General features: G+C 58.3%; 16 protein-coding genes and 1 pseudogene. 6 read left to right on the top strand and 11 right to left on the bottom strand.

The genetic code is table 11. From position 1 onward, the window contains the following. Positions 1–73 precede the first annotated feature (73 nt). Positions 74–1,480, bottom strand: coding sequence for an adenylate/guanylate cyclase domain-containing protein (locus Tal182_RS11045; RefSeq protein ID WP_085859456.1), 1,407 nt, complete (start codon positions 1,478–1,480; stop codon positions 74–76). Between the two features lie 173 nt (positions 1,481–1,653). Then, on the bottom strand, positions 1,654–2,112 hold the full coding sequence (locus Tal182_RS11040; RefSeq protein ID WP_085859455.1) for a cupin domain-containing protein: 459 nt from the start codon (positions 2,110–2,112) through the stop codon (positions 1,654–1,656). Positions 2,113–2,242: 130 nt separating this feature from the next. Here Tal182_RS11040 and Tal182_RS11035 point away from each other — a divergent pair, with 130 nt between their 5' ends. Together Tal182_RS11035 and Tal182_RS11030 are read left to right on the top strand one after the other, a co-directional pair. Further along, positions 2,243–3,793, top strand: coding sequence for a winged helix-turn-helix domain-containing protein (locus Tal182_RS11035; protein ID WP_085859454.1), 1,551 nt, complete (start codon positions 2,243–2,245; stop codon positions 3,791–3,793). A gap of 115 nt (positions 3,794–3,908) precedes the next feature. After that, positions 3,909–4,640 carry a hypothetical protein gene (locus Tal182_RS11030; protein WP_085859453.1) on the top strand — a complete coding sequence of 244 codons (732 nt, stop codon included), beginning with the start codon at positions 3,909–3,911 and terminating at the stop codon, positions 4,638–4,640. Positions 4,641–4,658: 18 nt separating this feature from the next. On the opposite strand, the gene Tal182_RS11025 is transcribed toward Tal182_RS11030, so the two are convergent. Both Tal182_RS11025 and Tal182_RS32225 read right to left on the bottom strand, forming a co-directional pair. Further along, entirely contained in the window at positions 4,659–6,152 is a 1,494-nt protein-coding gene (locus tag Tal182_RS11025; protein WP_085859452.1) for an FAD-dependent monooxygenase, read from the bottom strand. 345 nt (positions 6,153–6,497) lie between these two features. Next, a complete protein-coding gene (locus tag Tal182_RS32225; RefSeq protein WP_164517785.1) occupies positions 6,498–6,668 on the bottom strand; it encodes a hypothetical protein in 171 nt (56 codons plus the stop codon). A gap of 355 nt (positions 6,669–7,023) precedes the next feature. Here Tal182_RS32225 and Tal182_RS11020 point away from each other — a divergent pair, with 355 nt between their 5' ends. The 3 genes from Tal182_RS11020 to Tal182_RS31680 all read left to right on the top strand — a co-directional run bounded on the left by Tal182_RS11020 (position 7,024) and on the right by Tal182_RS31680 (position 9,713). After that, entirely contained in the window at positions 7,024–7,635 is a 612-nt protein-coding gene (locus Tal182_RS11020) for a L,D-transpeptidase (RefSeq protein ID WP_085859451.1), read from the top strand. A gap of 494 nt (positions 7,636–8,129) precedes the next feature. Beyond that, a complete protein-coding gene (locus tag Tal182_RS32220) occupies positions 8,130–8,270 on the top strand; it encodes a hypothetical protein (RefSeq protein WP_164517784.1) in 141 nt (46 codons plus the stop codon). Positions 8,271–8,600: 330 nt separating this feature from the next. Then, complete coding sequence (locus Tal182_RS31680; protein WP_125461481.1) at positions 8,601–9,713, top strand: hypothetical protein; 1,113 nt, start codon at positions 8,601–8,603, stop codon at positions 9,711–9,713. Between the two features lie 40 nt (positions 9,714–9,753). Here the strand turns inward: Tal182_RS31680 and Tal182_RS33195 are convergent, their stop codons facing one another. The 4 genes from Tal182_RS33195 to Tal182_RS10990 form a co-directional block, all read right to left on the bottom strand. Next, positions 9,754–10,059, bottom strand: coding sequence for a hypothetical protein (locus Tal182_RS33195; RefSeq protein WP_009996984.1), 306 nt, complete (start codon positions 10,057–10,059; stop codon positions 9,754–9,756). Beyond that, a complete protein-coding gene (locus Tal182_RS11000; protein ID WP_009996985.1) occupies positions 10,059–11,624 on the bottom strand; it encodes an IS66-like element ISRel19 family transposase in 1,566 nt (521 codons plus the stop codon). Before Tal182_RS11000 ends, Tal182_RS33195 begins: the two co-directional genes overlap by 1 nt. 72 nt (positions 11,625–11,696) lie before the next feature. Further along, entirely contained in the window at positions 11,697–12,044 is a 348-nt protein-coding gene (tnpB, locus tag Tal182_RS10995; protein WP_009996986.1) for an IS66 family insertion sequence element accessory protein TnpB, read from the bottom strand. Beyond that, a complete protein-coding gene (locus Tal182_RS10990; protein WP_009996987.1) occupies positions 12,041–12,403 on the bottom strand; it encodes a transposase in 363 nt (120 codons plus the stop codon). Before Tal182_RS10990 ends, tnpB begins: the two co-directional genes overlap by 4 nt. A gap of 47 nt (positions 12,404–12,450) precedes the next feature. Between Tal182_RS10990 and Tal182_RS10985 the strand changes: the two genes are divergently transcribed. Beyond that, a complete protein-coding gene (locus Tal182_RS10985) occupies positions 12,451–12,705 on the top strand; it encodes a hypothetical protein (RefSeq protein WP_125461480.1) in 255 nt (84 codons plus the stop codon). Between the two features lie 63 nt (positions 12,706–12,768). Here Tal182_RS10985 and Tal182_RS32720 read toward each other — a convergent pair. The 3 genes and pseudogenes from Tal182_RS32720 to Tal182_RS10960 form a co-directional block, all read right to left on the bottom strand. Further along, positions 12,769–13,049: pseudogene (locus Tal182_RS32720) on the bottom strand (hypothetical protein). Positions 13,050–13,764: 715 nt separating this feature from the next. Continuing rightward, positions 13,765–15,081 carry a PIN domain-containing protein gene (locus Tal182_RS10970; RefSeq protein WP_125461479.1) on the bottom strand — a complete coding sequence of 439 codons (1,317 nt, stop codon included), beginning with the start codon at positions 15,079–15,081 and terminating at the stop codon, positions 13,765–13,767. A 412-nt stretch (positions 15,082–15,493) separates the two neighbouring features. Then, positions 15,494–16,030 carry a hypothetical protein gene (locus Tal182_RS10960; RefSeq protein WP_125461478.1) on the bottom strand — a complete coding sequence of 179 codons (537 nt, stop codon included), beginning with the start codon at positions 16,028–16,030 and terminating at the stop codon, positions 15,494–15,496. Positions 16,031–16,178: the final 148 nt, after the last annotated feature.

Raw genomic sequence — 16,178 nt, 5'->3', positions numbered from 1 at the left:
TTGCAGTGGTCTTTCAGCAGCCAGCTGGTGCCCTGGCGTCTCTTCTTCTGCATATGCGGTCAGCGGATGACGCTCACGACAGGGCGAAGATCCTGACCTCCCTGCCAATGCCCTGAAGCTCCGCCATCCGCGAGGCCGATGTGACGCCGCTGTCGCGCAGGATCTCCGAGACATTGGCATCTTCGACGATCGCCTCGGTCGTCATGATCACATTCGGGTCGGCAAGGCCCTGGACGCGGGAGGCGATATTGACCGTCTGGCCGAAATAGTCCTGCCTGTCGTTCAAGTTGACGGCAAGGCACGGTCCCTCATGGATGCCGATCTTCAGCAGGAGGTCTTCGCTGCCGTGTTCGGTATTCAGCCGGCGCATTGCCTCGCGCATCCTGAGCGCCGCCGCCACCGCCCGGTCCGGGCTCGGAAAGGTCGCCATCACGGCATCGCCGATCGTCTTGACGACCGCGCCGGCCTCGGTGGCGACGATCTCGTGAAGAACGCGGAAATGCGCCCGCACCAGATCGAAAGCGGCAAGATCGCCGACGCGCTCATAGAGCGCGGTCGAGCCCCTGAGATCGGTGAAGAGGAACGTCAGGCTGGTGATCTTCAGGCGCTGGTCGACGTCGAGCGTATCGGTCCGGTAGATGTCGCGGAAGCTCTGGTTCGTCAGCAGGCGCTTGGCCGTCAGAAATGGCCGCCTGCGGCCGAGGAGATCGTGCAGCTCATCGCCGGCGATGCAGACATTCGGCACCACCCGGCGATCGGTGTGGTTCTCGAGCGTGAGCCTCAGCAAGCCGGGACGCAACGTCACGGTTTCGTTCAGCGCATGCCCGCGGCTGATGACCATCGAGAGGTTCTGGCGCTCGTCGGTGGGTTCCCCCTGCACATCGATGAACTGCGCCGAATGGGTCACCGCATCGAAGATGATGACGAATTGCGCCGGCAACTGCAGCGACACGAAGGCCTTCTCACCCGGCGCCAGCTCGATCAGTTCCAACAGGATGCGGTCGAACCTGGCTTCCAGATCCTCCGGCAGGTCGACGCCGGAGCTGAAGAAAATCTGGCGGTAATATTCGAGCGGCGGCAGCCGGTCGGGCTCGTGGGCGGCAATCCTGCGCACGCGCGGACTGACCGTGAAGGTGACCTCGACCATCTCGTCGAGGGTCGGTTCGTATCCGGCCGCACAGAGGGCGCAATGATAGGTATCCTGGTTGACCCCTTTGAGGGTTGCGCCGCTGTCGAGGACGCCGCCGCATCCCGGGCAAAGCACGTTCCAGGTCATCTCGAAGGCGCCGATGCGGGCTGCATGCAGAAAGGCGGCGATGGTTTTCTCTTCATCGAGATGGTGCTTGGCGGCGAAGGCGAGCGCATTGACGCGATTGAGATCACGATCGGCGCCGTGCTTAACGACATTTTCGATGCACTCGACCGTCTGCGGGTCAGCCGCCTGTCGCAGGCTGGCAAAAAGCACGTCCACTTCGCTCATCGGACAAGTCTCTGTACTGACAACACGGCCGATAAGGCCAGTCCCGTGATCATAACACGGGACGTTGCCAATAGAAATCAAAGGGACCGGGATGCCGCTCGTTCGCGATCTGCTGGCCGGCCATCTCTGCCGGCAAGACCAGCCGCCGGCAGCTGGGAACCGCCGATCACGTCCTATTTATGCAGCTTCGAGATCTGTGTCGTGTCATACCGCTCCCGCAGTTCCGCGATCGCGGCCGCATCCGGCGGGCTGCTTTGCGCGACAAGCTTTGCGAGCTCCTCGAAATAGTGTTCGTGGCCGGGCGGCGAGACCGTCATGATCGTCCTTGCCGTCTTGCCGCTGGCATTGCCGATGTTGTGGGGCACGCCAGGCGGGATGAAGACATAGGTGCCGGGCGTCGCCGTGATCTTTCGGCCGCCGACCTCCCATTCGCATTCGCCTTCAAGCACAAAGAAGGTTTCTTCCTGGACGCGGTGAACATGGCGTCCGGTGAAAAAGCCTGGCGGCAATGTCCAGTCGAACATCGAGGTATGCCGGGTGTCTTCCCCAGCCACGAGGAACCGCAAGGGCTTGCCGGCCAGGCTCAGTTCCTTGCCCTCACCCGGCATTCGAACAACGGCTTTCGCGCTCATTTCACTCTCCTCCATTTTTCGCAACATTCGGCCTTTTCAGCCGCTTCAACGATGCCGCCTTCCCGCCTCGAAGTCGCAAAGGGCTTGCGAAATTGTTGCAAAATTTCTGCGAATGATATTTCCTCCGGCTATGGCTGCGATCCACAAGTTCGGTTCGTTTTGCCTCGACGCGGGCGCCGAGATCCTGTTTTGCCGAGCAGAGCCGCTGGGGCTGGGGCGACGCGCCGTGGCGCTATTGGGGGTGCTTCTGGAACGGGCGGGAACGCCGGTCGGCAAGGAGGCGCTGATAGAAGCCGCATGGCCGGGCCTCGCCATCGAGGACAGCAATCTTACGGTTCAGATGGCGGCCATACGCCGGGCTCTTTCCGCCGACGGAGGGACGGACTGGATCGAAACCTTGCCGCGGCGGGGCTACCGCTATATCGGGCCGGCGGTCACCAGCGAAAGTCTGCCCGCCGGCGCGGCGCATCCGACAGCACCGGTGTCTGCTCGTCCATCCAGACCATCCGTCGCCGTGCTCCGCTTCTCGAATTCGAATGGCGACGGGGAAGATGAATATTTCGCGGACGGCATCGTCGAAGACATCGCGGCGGGGCTTTCCCGGGTGAACTGGCTGTTCGTGGTGGCCCCAAAATCGAGCTTCACCTACGATGCTCAAACGCTCGGCCTGAAACAGATCGGCCAGGAGCTCGGTGCACGCTATCTCTTGCAAGGCAGCGTGCGCAGGTCCGGCGGTCGTGTGCGGTTGTCGGCGCAGATGATCGAGGCCGAAACCGGAAGCCTGCTGTGGACGGAACGTTTCGACCGCCCGCTCGCCGACATTTTTGATCTGCAGGACGAAATCGCCCTCAACGTCGTCAGCGCCATCGAGCCGCGCCTGCGCCGGGCGGAACTGGAGCGCGTCAAGCGCAAGCGGCCTGATAATCTCGACGCCTACGACCTCGTGTTGCAGGCCCAGCCCGACGTCTATTGCGGCATGCCGACCGAGGCAGCAACGGCATTGGCGCTGGTTGAGCGCGCGCTTGCACTCGAACCCGGCTATGCGCTGGCCCATGCCTTCGCAGCCATGTGCCATCATTGCCTCTTCCTGCGCGCCGGCTTGCTTGAAGACCATCGTCTGGCATCGGTCCGGCATGCGCGGGCGGCCATTCTCCACGGCCAGGACGATGCGCTTGCCCTGACATTTGCAGCCTTTTCCATCGGCATGGACGAACATGACCGTGATGCCGCCTTCGCCGCGGCCGAGGCGGCGCTCGCCGTCAGCCCGTCTTCGGCGATCACCTATATCGTCGGCGGCGTGATGTTCGGCTGGGCTGGAAAGGCCGAGCGCGCCATCGAATGGGGCGAGCGGGCTCTGCGTCTCAGCCCGTTCGATCCCTGGGCGTGGTCGGCTTTCCATGCGCTGGTGCTTGGTCACTTTCACCTGGGACATGATGAGGAGGCCGTCAAAGCGGCTTACAGGGCGGTTCAACACAATCCGCGTCACAGCATTTCGCACATGCTCCTGGCGGCCTCGCTCGCAAAACTCGGACGTCTCACCGACGCCAGAAGTGCTGCGGCTCGCGTTCTGGAGCTGCAGCCTGCGTTTCGCTACAGCATGCAATTTTCCGGCGTCGACTGCGACCCGGCTCTGGCGGCCTCTCTCGGCGCCGCGCTCGATATTGCGGGGCTGCCCGGATAGCGGACGCTCCGCTGCAGAAATCCAGGGAACAATGCAGAAAACGCGAGCTTCACCGCCCCCACTTCCGCTACATTGACGCGTTCGGCCTCTCGGGCCTGGTCGCAAAGGAGAAACGATGGATCGTCTCGTCGGCGCGGATGGAGGGGCGAGCTCGGCAGATCGGGCTGACGAGGCCGGGCGTGCGGAGGGTCTTGCGCGGGACGTTACCGCGGTCAAAATCGGCGACTGCCTCCTCGGTTACAAGGCCGTGCAGCGCCGCATGCGAGGCGGCCGCTGGAATCACTTCCGCGGCCGGATGCGCGAGATCGAGAAATTGATCCGGCATCGTCATGGCGCGATCGTGCCCGAGGCGGATGACGCCTTGATCTATGTCGAGGTGATCGCCGGCCTCGCCTTTGTCGAGTTCGGAGAAGGATTTGTCGACGTGGTTCTCGGCTGGGCGGCGCGATGGCTGCCCTGGGCTCGGAAAGCCGCGATCGAAGAAATCATCTATGAGCGGACGAAACTGCGCTTTTCTCCCCTCACCGCCGATGCGCTCGGTCACGCCCTGCATCTGAGCTATGCGGAACGCAGCGCGCTCGACATTCGCACCATTGGCGCCTTCGACGTGCCGAAGGCGAAAAGAGCAAAACTGCAGAAGGCAAAGCGGCGCCAGCGCGACCGAAGCCGAAAGGAAGAGCAGCGGCGGGCCGCCGGCGCCGTTACCAGGGCCGACTATCTCGACAATTCCCTCAGCGCAGCCCGCCCCTGGGAGGCCTTCGGCATCAGCCGCCGCACCTGGGAGCGCCGCGGCAAACCGATGCCGGAGCCAATGCCAGACGGCGTGCCGATTTCGCTGGCCGCTTAGCGCTGCCGCTTTTCCCTATTAGCGAGGCGGCCCGAACCAGGTGCTCATCGCTGCGTCGAGGCCATTCCGGGATCCCTCGCCCACCCATGCCACATATCCGTCTGACCGGATCAGCACCGCGATCGGGGCCGCAACCGCCCCCAGCGCCGGCAGTTCCCATGGCCCGTCATAGCGCGCATCGACCAGAGGCACCCGGTCTGACCATAGGCCGGTGTCGAGGCTGCCGCGCGGCCCGAGGTTCAACAACACCGGTCTTGCATCTTTGAGCAGCGTAAAGACACGCAAGGGGCCGTCCGGCGTGACCAGGTCGAGATCAGGCATGCGGCGGCCGAGCAGCGGGTGCCCCTCGCCGAAATCATAACGGATGCCGAGCCCAGACATTTCGGCGGCGATCGTCTTGCGCGCCTCCTCCAGGCCAAGCAGCTCCAACACGATGTTGCGCAGGGCTTCGGTGCGATCATCGGTCCGTTGCAACGCGACCTGCGCCATCGTCGTGCGCAGCACGCGGGCGGCGACCGGATGACGCTCGGCGTGATAGGTGTCGAGCAGGGCCGCAGGCGATATGCCCTTCACCACCTGGGCGAGCTTCCAGCCGAGATTGACGGCATCCTGCACACCGGTATTGAGGCCCTGCCCGCCCACCGGGGAATGCACATGCGCGGCGTCACCCGCCAGCAGCACCCTGCCCTTGCGGTAGACCTCCGCCTGGCGCGACATGTCGGTGAACCTGGAGATCCACTTTAGGCCGTGGATGCCATAATCGGTTCCGCAGGCGGCGATGAGCGCTTGCCTGAGATCATCAAGCGTCGGCTCGCCTGTGGCGCCGGCCGTCTGTTCCGTCACCATGATGTTGATCGGACCTTCGCTGGCGAAGACCACCTTGCCGTCGCGGATCTCATATTGCTCGCGGCCGAAGGCATGCATGCCGAGCGCGGTGCGGTGGACACCGAGCGGCGGCTCCTCCTCCATCTCGGCCTCGGCGAGAATATTGCTGGTGGTCGCATCCCATCCCGGAAAGGCGATGCCGGTGATCTTGCGAACCAGGCTGCGGCCGCCATCGCAGCCGACGAGATAGCCCGCGCGCAGCGACGTCTCATCGGAGAGTTCGAGGGTGACGCCGGTCTCATCCTGCCCGAAGCCGGTCAATTCGCGGCCGCGATAGATCGTCACCGGCAGCTCGCCGACCCAGCCGGCGAGGATGCGCTCGATGTGCTTCTGCCGCAGGGCCAGCCCGTAATTGTGCCGCGTCGGGAAATCGCTGATATCAAGCCGCGTGACCGCAAATCCCGTGACCTGGGCGATCTGCCCTTCCTTCAGGAACCGATCGACGATGCCGCGCTGGTCGAAAACTTCGAGCGTGCGCGAGCTCAAACCGCCGGCACGTGAACCGACGATCTCCTGGTTCTCGCGACGTTCGAGGATGGCGACATCGACGCCCGCCAGGGCCAGTTCACCCGCCAGCATCAGCCCCGTCGGCCCTCCTCCCGATATCACGACCGCATGGTCTCTCATCCGCGAGCTCCTTTGTTCACCCTATCCGAGCGCAAAATCCGGCATAGCGGGCCGTCCCGGCCCGGCTGCTCTCCCCTATTTCGCAATGCCTGCGCGGGTCCGATTTCCCCTGTCGCAGGTTGTTCCCCCCATAAATATAAGCTCTCTACTGGTGGGAAGGACTTGCGACAGAATTTCTGCCTTGCTTTCCAAAGCCCTTGTTGGTTGCCGCTTGCGGGGTGCCTCGCAGTGGAGCGCGGGTGTTTCAGCACGACCGGACCGGGTGGGCGCCGGATCTGGCAGAACGCTTTCGGTTTCACCATTTGTTCTCAAAGGGCGACCGATTCAATAGCGTTGTGACGCCTCTCACTGCGGAGCTGTCGCCTTTTGCGGAATGGACTCAGCCGCTGGTTTCTCGGACGGATCGGCGGGATGGCCGTAGAGCGTGTAAACGGCGCCCGCCAGAATGCCGAGGACGAGAAGAGCGATCACGTAGGACAACATTCCGCGAATGGCCGTTTTCGGTGTCCTGTCCATCAGGGAACCTCCAAGGTAAGTCAGGGGTCAAAGTCGATGCGGCGCTTTTGGTTCCGTGAAGCAAAGTCTCGGACCGCCTGTCGGCGTCTGCACGAAGCCCATTTGGATGCCGTGTCCGGGTGTGACGCTCGCGCGTTGGGGCGGAACTGCATCGAACCGAGATTCTGCGAGGTTTGAACCAGTCGCTTATTGAGCATCTACGTCGCCATGCCACCGGCAGGCAAGCGCACATTTGCTTCCGGCTGGTCGGCTTCTCGGAGCGACGAAAGATCACCGTCAAATCGCTGCCTACCCCGCCATAGTGCCGCCATAGAATTCGGCCCAATCATGATTGTATAACAAGCGGATGCGAAGAATGAGATTGCTGGTTCTCCTTGCTGCGGCCCTGTTTTTGACAGTGGTGCATGCCCAAGCCCAAGTTTACACGCCGTATGATGGATACGATGAATACGACGGCTATGGCTATGATGACCCTTACAGCCCCTATCCCCCTCCTCCAAACTACGAGCCAGAGCCTGGCTACCCGGAACCCTTTCCAGAACGTCGGGAGCCATCGACGCGCGTTGGAAGAGGAACCATCGTCATTGCCACGCGTGAGCACACGCTTATCTACACGACATCAGAGGGTGAGCAGTTTGCCTACGCCATCGCCGTCGGCCGGGAAGGCAAACAATGGTATGGGACGACGCGTGTCGTGTCGAAACGACTGCATCCCGAATGGCGGCCAACAGCCAGCATGCGCCAGAAAAACCCAAGGCTCCCGGCAGTGGTCAAGCCCGGGCCCGCAAACCCGCTTGGAACCCGCGCGATCTACCTTGCCGACGGACTTCTCCGCATCCACGGTACCAACGACCCCTCCTCCATCGGCACCAATGCATCAAGCGGATGCTTCCGGATGTACCGCGAGGACGTCGAGGAGCTTTACGACATGGTCCAGCCGGGGACCCGCGTGATCGTCCAGCGGTGATGGAGCCTCCTAATGCCGAGCACGACAAGAGCGAGCACGTACGACTCATTCCGCGGATGGCCATTTTCGGTGTTCTGTCCCTCACTCCAAAATAATTCAGGGGTCAAAGTCGATGTGGGCGCTTTTAGTTCCGGAAATCAAAGTCTGACCGCCCGTCGGTATCTGTGCGGAGGCCGCCCCAATAGGCCGTCAATCCCTGCAACCGGTTATCCCCGATAACCTTCGCTGTGGAAAACCGAAAAAAGAGCTTCGGCCATGATGTGAATTCTGTGGAATTGCCGCGTATCCAGCTACTAAAGGTCGGCGCGGCAATTGACGTCATCTGCAAAGTACTGATCTAAAAAGGCACCTTGATCGCTCAAGGTGCCTTCGAGTGTTTGCTTTGCGGTTTTGAGGCCCGCCGTCAAGCAAGCCGTGAGCCGCAACGCAGACGTAGCAATCTCGTGATAGCTCCCGAAGGCTTGGCAATCAAGAGGCCGATAAGGAACTTAGCCATGGCTAAGGCGCAGTCTGGTAACAAAGCGTCATCGATCGCCGGTAAGGTGCTCGGAGGAAAGATGCCGACTAAGGGTGAAGCCAAGACCCTTGCAGCTTCGGTACTTCGTCAGGACGAGACGAAGGGAAACCGCAAGTAAAATCCGATGCAAGAAGGGGCGGCTTCAGTTGCCCCTCATTCTCGGATATTCCGCCTGCGATGGTCCGATGTTGCATGCGGAATCCAAGAGATATGCACAAGCGTCAATGATAATGAAGCGATCTGGCGGCCTGACGACTAACAGGAGAACAGACCTCAGACCACCGCGCGCGGCGAACTTCTCGTATTAAATGCGCTTAATTTTTTCGATCGTTTTCGGATCAGTGCTCGGTATTATGATTTCTCCTTGCAGTATTAGAAGCTTGGATAACCAAGCGCGCCGCTTCACCTCCCGCTCACCGATAGCCCCGCTGAATTCAAAGCTGAAATAATGGAAGCGACACGGATACAAAATCTGCTTAAGCAGGCGGACGCCCGGATCCAAATGATGCTGCGCTTGATTCAGACTCACAAGGTTGGATCTCAGCTGGATCAGCTTCTACGAAGGTTAGAGTATTTTTCCTCTGCTGTGCGGGAAGTCGAGCTAAATCCCACGAGCTTGACTATGGATGGGCTTGATGAATTCTTCAAAGAAGTCGATACAGTTGAAGGGCTGCTGAAGCATACCTCTCTTTCTCATGTGGCAGAGAGACGCCTCGACAAAAGAGATAGCGCAGGTCTTAGCCTTCATGAAGATTGCAGCTATATTCGCAACTTGCTTAGGGGCGTTCAATTCGGTCTCAATAAACTTGATGTGCCTCTTACCGAGCTGCCGTCCGAGCCCGTGCAATCCCATGGACCGCGCTTCTCTGTTGTCCAAGGGAAACTCGATTTTGCACCCGGTGAAGAGTTAGACTCCTCAAAAAATCATATTGCGCGCATAAAATCGATCATTCCCATTCTAAGGGCCGAGGTCGATGACGCGATCGAGCTATTCGGGCGTAATACAGTGCATGCAAGGATTCACAGGTGTCTTGTTAATTATTCCGAAGCAATTCGAGAACGCACAATCGACTATAATATGGTTGCAGCATTTGGAACGCTTCTGGGAAATGCGGAAAAGGCATCGCATCGGGACATTCAAGATAGATTAGTTCCAGAATTAGGGGATTCGGAAAAGGCGGCTCTTGGATCAATTCTTGACCTTCACGGCCCCCTTTTGCTCGCTACGGAAATCGGGCGTGAGTATCTTTCGGACGCAGCAGAATACAATCGAACTCCCGAGCAACAAACAACTCTTCGATCAGCATCTGTCGATCTAGCCACGGCTATCGCCGAGGAAGGCATTGCAACTGAACGAACCGAATCATTCATTACTGAAACGGCTGCCAATATTGGTTCCGGCACTCATCCATCGCGTTCGGCCATTCTCGGCACCAACACGATCCGCAACGTGTCAGCGGTTATGGTTTTGGGTGCGCTGGCACTTTTTCCCAGTCAACTGGCTATGACCGCTTCTTGGATCGCGGCGGTTTTGATAGCTGAGGGAGCAAAAAGATCGTAAGCGTCCGGCGAACGCATTTTCGGGTGTCGAGAGATGGAATCTATAGGCCGCGTTTCATCTCATCGGCCATGATGCGGTCGATTATTTCAGGATCGCACTGTGTGTCGATGAGGAACTCGCGGATACCGCCGTCCCACGTCCTGATGTCGGCGAGTAGGCTTTGAAGTTCTTCGATGCCATTCTCGGTCAGACCCTTCGTGCCGTCTTCACTGCCATCGCCGACGTAAACCAGTTCGCCTTCGGAGATGTTGTCCGAGTTTGCGGTCACTTCTTCGATCAGTTCGAGGTTTTCGCCGATCATGCCGGCGACTTGGCTGAGTGTGTAGATGAACCTCGAGCGCGCCATCAGGCGGCCTCGCATCGAGCTTTTGCCGGCGTCCAGTTCCAAGGCAGGAGGTCTTCAATTCGGTCTTCGGGGTGATCCTGGATCCGGGTCAGGACATCCGTCAGATAGACCTCTGGATTATGGCCTTGCAGTTTGACCGTCTCGATGATGGTGAGGATGTTGGCGATGCGCTCGCCGCCCTTGTCCGAGCCGGCAAACAGCCAGTTCTTCCTTCCAATTCCAAGCGGACGCATGGCTCGTTCAGCGATGTTGTTGTCGATTTCGACACGGCCATCGTCGATGTAGACGCTCAAGGCTGCCCATCGCGACAGGGCATATCGCATCGCCTCGGCCAGCCTCTGCTTCTGAGGCAAAGTCGAGAGTGTCGCCTCGATCCAGGCCTTGAGTTCGTCCAGAACAGGCCGGGCATGGTGTTGGCGCAGGGTGCGCCGCTCGTCAGCCGACATGCCTCGGATACGGTTCTCGATATCGTAGAGAGCGCCGATGCGTGACAGCGCTTCCTCAGCGATCGGAGACGGCTTGAGCTTTATCACATCATGGAACTTGCGGCGCACATGCGCCATGCAGGCGGCTTCAATGATCTGGTTGCCATAGAGCTTCTTGTAACCCCCGTAGCCGTCGGCATGCATGACGCCGCTGAAGCTTGCCAGGTGATCAGCCGGATGTGCGCCCCTGCGGTCGGGGCTGTAGTAATAGGCAATGGCTGCGGGAGTGGCGGATTGATAGCCACTGCCGTCAAAGATGTAGACCCAGACCCTGCCGGTTTTTGTCTTGCCCCGCCCGGGGTCGAGAACATCGACCGGGGTATCGTCCGTATGTATTCGGTCGAGTGCGGCGATATGGGCCCTGATTAACAGGACAAGTGGTGTCAGCAATGCAGATACCCGGCCGACCCAGTCGGCCATTACGGATCGGGAGATGTCTATCCCCAACCGGTCGTACATCTCTGACAGGCGGTAGAGGGGAATGTGATCGTCGAATTTGGCGATCATGATGTGGGCGAGCAGCCCCGGCCCGGGTTTGCCGCGCTCGATCGGCAAGGTCGGCATCTCGCCAGCCACTGTCGTATCGCATTCCCTGCAGATCATGCGCTTCTCGACATGCCGGACAATCTTGACCGACGCCGGCACGTGCTCCAGCACCTGGACCACTCTGTCGGCCGCCTTCAGGAACGAAGTGCCACCGCAGGTCGGGCAATTGCAGGGAGCTGCATAGACCAGTTCTTCGGTGGTGAGATCATCGGGTAGAGGCTTGCGCTTCGGCTTCTCGGATGCGTCGTCCAACTCCGGCAGAGGCGGTTTCCCGGAGCGCTGTTCAGCCTCGGCCCGGGAGGCCTCGATCTCCTCCAACATCAGCTCGAATTGCTCGATCTTCCTGTCGATCTTTTCCGAAGACGCGCCATGTTGCCGATGTCGGAGAAGCTCCAGTTGCGCGCGAAGAAGCCCGATTATGGAGTCTCGCTTGATGACCTCGGCTTCCTGGCTCTCAAGTTTTGCCGCCTGTTCCGCGACGAGTGCGCGCAAAGTATTGAGCTCGTCCTGACTGTCCAGCGGCGCTGTTTCCATATCCGCGAAACTAGCCGATTTGCCTCTGACGCACCAGCGTTAAGCTTCCCATGCCCCTGCAAAATATAGCTTTTATCCCGTTCGGCCGGGAGCGGAAGTCCACGCCGGGCGTCGCCAATCGATCCCCTCAACGAGCATCGAAAGCTGCGCCTGCGTCAGGTGCGCTACACCCTCTTTCGCCGTCGGCCAGGGAAAGTATCCGCGCTCCAAAATCTTGTAGAACAGACAGAACCCCTGGCCATCCCACCAAAGCAGCTTGATCCGGTCCGCGCGTTTTCCGCGAAAGCCGAAGATTGCGCCCGAGCCCGGTGCCTCCCTCACGACCGTCTCCACCAGCGCGGACAGACCATCAATGCCACGCCGCATATCGGTCACTCCGCAGGCCAGATAGACCCTCACATTCCCCGATGGGCCGATCATACCGCCTCCACGCAAGCGACGAGCGGGCCAAGCAGCTTCAACTCAACGTCAACCGCAACCTTCAAGCTCCGACCGTTTCGAAGCAAGATCTCAACGATCGTCGGCCTTGTTGATGCGGTAGACGGCTGGCTTACGCCAACCTCCTCCGTGATTTCCACCGGGAGGAACACCGTCGGCCGATCGGCATAGTTGAATGATTGCCGCCACAAGCGGATCTGGCCCGGATGAATGTCGTGCCGGCGCGCCACATCGCCAATGCGAGCACCGGGCTCATCAGCTTCCGCAAGTATCCTCAGCTTCGCCTCGTCCGACCAACGCCGTCTGCGCTCGGTACCGGACATGATCTCTATGCGAGCCATGAAACCTCTTCGTTCTGGTATTAATGTCAGCACTAATGCTGGTTCTAATGCCAGAACATCGCCTGATTTGGCCGATCAGCAAAAACAGCTCACCGTACGCTCACAAAAGATCTGCAGCGGGGCAGGAAGCAGCCAATATTGTTCGTGATGCAGTAGACGATCCAAAACAGCACAAAAACCTAATGAAGCTCGCGCCATTTATTCTCAAACATGAAATCACTCTACGCGCTATCGCCGGCGACCAGCGTGAGTTTAAATTCTTGCATCAATGGCTTGATTGGTTCAAAGCCAATCTCGACTAAGGAGCAAGCTAACCAACCTGTCGATCTGCTCCATCCAAATTGAGCATCTCCTGAAACTGCCGACTAGAAATCGAAATACACGCTCACACCTGAACGACGACGATACGGGTAATAATCGTGATAGCCGTAATGGTCTCGGTGGCCCTAGTACCGCGGACGATAATACCGGCAGTCGCGGTAAGCGTACCGGTGTTCTTCCAGTGGCCGTACGCATGTCCATTACCGTGGCGACGGTAATGGACCAGATCGACGTCGGCGGCGTGCATTGCTACCGATATCGGTACGACGATCGGCGTAGCTTGCAGAGTTGCGAAAGACTGGCGCGGTCCGGCTGGTCGAGACAGAGCGGGTGACCTTTTGCTACGCCTTGACTGAAAAGGGACATGCCGAAGCGGCGACGATCAAGAAATGGCGGTCGCTTGCACTTTGATCCGAGTTAACGCGCCGGAGGAGAGCGCATACATCAGCGCGTTTTTGCCCTGCTTCGCTTCTCCGTCAGTTTCCTGAGCGCGTTCTCGAATTCCACCCGTGTTGCAAGCCACCTGCGGATGAAAACATCTGCATATTTGCCATTTCCAACGTCGACCAGGCCTTTCAATTTTTTGGGAAGTGGAGGCATAGGCTTTCCATCGAGATGATGAGACGCGCATCTTACAATGAAGTCTTGAAAGGATGCGCGCTTGTTTCCAAGTGTTAGCGGCCCTTGAACGCCACCATTCCGCGGCTCAAGGGGCTCCCTTCGCGCCTTTTCAGCGTCGTCAATTAACCGAAGTAAGTCTCGCTGGTGATTGAGTTTTGACATTCTCCGTCCCCGCGTTGGGGCGATACTTCATGATCGCAAGTGCCACGTCACTAGGAAGGCTGAAAGAGCTTCTTGCTGAAAAGGGCTTGCGTGTCGACTTCAGCGGCGCGGTGGTCCGTACGCCATCGCACCGGCCTGGTAAATATCTGCCACGCCAACGGCGAAGAAATTGGCAAGACGTTGCTCAAGAAGGCTTCGCACAGACCTGGAACGACTGGTGCTGGATACACCTATAGAAGTCCTGGCGTGAACCTTGACTAAGGAGCACGCAGTACCTCTTCACCTCTGTAGATCGCATAGGAGAAGACGTAGCTGATTTGATCACCGTCAAGCTCATCAACCCGCAATAATCTTGCCAACAAGGTGGTATCTTGACTGCCACGGGCGCAGATCCATTCTCCTGATGAGACGGCAAACGGCTGCTCTAAGCGCGGAGCACCGTGTATCTCGATCACCCCGCCTGGAGTGCCGTATTTGAACGCTGCCAAAGCAACAGAACCGTTCGGATAAATCCAGACAGATTGCGGTCCAGCGCGAGATATTTGAATGTTGAAAAATATCTCCTTGCGGTTAAATGCAATACTACCGCCGCCACTGCTGACCCTAAAAAAAGCGATATCACCGACGTCTCGCCCCATTTCTTTCTGCGACGAGATATTCGCAATTTGCTCGGCGGCCTCAACCTCGAAGACAACCTCCTCTGCAACATCCATCTCACGCAAGACGTCATGGAGGTTTGCAAATCGGATATTCTTGCCGCCGGAAGCTTTGCGATATTCAGCAACTAGCTCTGGCCTTGGAAAGACACCTTTCAAGTCTACCCGAACGGACCAGTCGGCTTTTTCGTCGCCGGTAATAAAGATCATGTCTTTTTTCTTTGTCTCAGCGAGATCAAGAAGCGACTTCCAGATCAAAAAGTCGCCAACCCCGGTGTCGGGTTTCGAAGCATCCTTATAGCCTGGCGGCCTCTGGTCAGCTCGTCGGGTCTTCCACTGCAATAGAAGCTGAGACGGCTCTTCTTTCGGAGATATAATGTTGTTTTGGTCGAAAGCAGCGGCATAAACCTTAGTAACGGGATCGTCCCCATTCCAGGATCTGACGCTTTCGCTGAGTTTCGTTAATGCTTTCACGTAGTCCTTCTTGGCAATGGCTAGGGCATTCTCCGCGGCCGCGTAGTCCTCAGTGTCGAGAATCGGTGGAAGCTTCGTATCGTAGTTCACGCGAGACTTCATATCGTTCAGGGTCTTCAGCAGGTCCGCGAACTTTCTGTCTCTGTTGCTAATATACTCTCGGGCAGCACGTGCCGGCAGGAAGAGCCGTCCCTCGGCGCGTAGCCGCTCGTAGAACGCTTGCAGCTTGGAAAGAGCGTCACTCCCGATCGTGAGTGGTAGCAGTAACACGTTTGTATCGACGGCGATCAGTACATCTCGCGAGGACGCCTTACCTACCTCGTTCGGAAGGAAAATTGACCCGACGTCTTCAAAGATTTCTTCTAGCCGAAGCGGCGAGACCAACCCTTCGGCCTCGTCTGCCTTTTGCTCCTGCTTAGGTCCATTTTCGTTCCGCCTCGCCAAGTTCCCCTCCCACACTATAGGTTGCATCGGTAGCGTGCCCCTGATGAGATAGTCAAGCAGGATTGAAGGTCGTCATCGGGAGCCATGACTTAGAGCAAGAGCGGCCGGTTTCGGCCAGTTCAACCAAATATGATCGGACGGCGGGTTCAGCCGTACTTGCGATAAATATAGTCGTGCGAGCCTATGTCGAAGACTCGGTAGATTTTGACGTCGATTGCCTCAAGCAAAATTCGCCGACTGCGATCAACCAGGATAGTGAAGTAATTGGCCGAAGATAGCACCACCTCAAAGTTCAAGGAAGGATGACGAGGGTTCTCCATGAAGAGTTTCAAGGCTTTTTGAGCGCGCCTTCTGGATTCGTCATCGAGGGCAATGACGGCTTTCCTAAACCGTTTGTCAAATTCGAGAGCTATCAATCGGCCACCAGGCCATTGAAAAAATCGTCAACATCAGTTGGCTTTTCAGCACGCGCCACGATCTTTTTGTCGGGATCGAATTTATCCAGCAAAGTTCGCAGGAAGATGACCACGTCAACACGCGCATTGTGGGTTTGCATCAATCCGATTTCTAACGCGGTTATTCCAGCAATCCCCTCCTCATACTTGCTAGAGAATTTCCGCAGACCCTTGCGTTGGGCATTTAGACGGCTCATGATTTGTTCGGCTATTGGTGCATTGCTCTCTAGCCAGGCATTCCAAACATCATAAGATTTACGGAGGCCCGCAAGGCTTTCATCATCAATCTCCTGCTGGTCTTCGAATGCCACTTTTAGTCGGGCGATTGTTTCAACGGCATTTGCAAGTTGCGCCGCGTGCTGCCGCATCAATGACATGGCGGGCTCACCACCAATCCTTACGAAATCCTCTCCCGCCACATATGAACCGAGATGCGTTGCATCGCCGACGGTCGCAGCAATAGCTTCTCTTTGTGCAAGGGTTGGTGTCATCATGATGCATTACCTTATTGGATAATCGAACGTCATTGCAACCGACTTCCAGTCATCACGTCGTCTGCAGCTTCCTGCGACCCTCTGATCCCGAAAACAAGAAAGCCGCCTCCCCGGCTAAGGAGAGGCGGCTGGAACGTCGGCAAGTCAG

The sequence above is a fragment of the Rhizobium sp. TAL182 genome, assembly GCF_002117725.1.
Taxonomy (GTDB): Bacteria; Pseudomonadota; Alphaproteobacteria; order Rhizobiales; family Rhizobiaceae; genus Rhizobium; species Rhizobium esperanzae.
Note: the sequence above shows the minus strand (reverse complement) of the source record. Positions and strands in the feature narration are given on the sequence as shown.

Bases quoted from the DNA above. Each gene is read 5' to 3' on its own strand.
- Tal182_RS10960 (WP_125461478.1), bottom strand. From the start codon at position 16,030: ATGATGACACCAACCCTTGCACAAAGAGAAGCTATTGCTGCGACCGTC.
- Tal182_RS10985 (WP_125461480.1), top strand. From the start codon at position 12,451: ATGCCAGAACATCGCCTGATTTGGCCGATCAGCAAAAACAGCTCACCG.
- Tal182_RS11040 (WP_085859455.1), bottom strand. From the start codon at position 2,112: ATGAGCGCGAAAGCCGTTGTTCGAATGCCGGGTGAGGGCAAGGAACTG.
- Tal182_RS11035 (WP_085859454.1), top strand. From the start codon at position 2,243: ATGGCTGCGATCCACAAGTTCGGTTCGTTTTGCCTCGACGCGGGCGCC.
- Tal182_RS11020 (WP_085859451.1), top strand. From the start codon at position 7,024: ATGAGATTGCTGGTTCTCCTTGCTGCGGCCCTGTTTTTGACAGTGGTG.
- Tal182_RS32225 (WP_164517785.1), bottom strand. From the start codon at position 6,668: ATGGACAGGACACCGAAAACGGCCATTCGCGGAATGTTGTCCTACGTG.
- Tal182_RS31680 (WP_125461481.1), top strand. From the start codon at position 8,601: ATGGAAGCGACACGGATACAAAATCTGCTTAAGCAGGCGGACGCCCGG.
- Tal182_RS10990 (WP_009996987.1), bottom strand. From the start codon at position 12,403: ATGGCTCGCATAGAGATCATGTCCGGTACCGAGCGCAGACGGCGTTGG.
- Tal182_RS33195 (WP_009996984.1), bottom strand. From the start codon at position 10,059: ATGGCGCGCTCGAGGTTCATCTACACACTCAGCCAAGTCGCCGGCATG.
- Tal182_RS11045 (WP_085859456.1), bottom strand. From the start codon at position 1,480: ATGAGCGAAGTGGACGTGCTTTTTGCCAGCCTGCGACAGGCGGCTGAC.
- Tal182_RS11000 (WP_009996985.1), bottom strand. From the start codon at position 11,624: ATGGAAACAGCGCCGCTGGACAGTCAGGACGAGCTCAATACTTTGCGC.
- tnpB (WP_009996986.1), bottom strand. From the start codon at position 12,044: ATGATCGGCCCATCGGGGAATGTGAGGGTCTATCTGGCCTGCGGAGTG.
- Tal182_RS32220 (WP_164517784.1), top strand. From the start codon at position 8,130: ATGGCTAAGGCGCAGTCTGGTAACAAAGCGTCATCGATCGCCGGTAAG.
- Tal182_RS11030 (WP_085859453.1), top strand. From the start codon at position 3,909: ATGGATCGTCTCGTCGGCGCGGATGGAGGGGCGAGCTCGGCAGATCGG.
- Tal182_RS11025 (WP_085859452.1), bottom strand. From the start codon at position 6,152: ATGAGAGACCATGCGGTCGTGATATCGGGAGGAGGGCCGACGGGGCTG.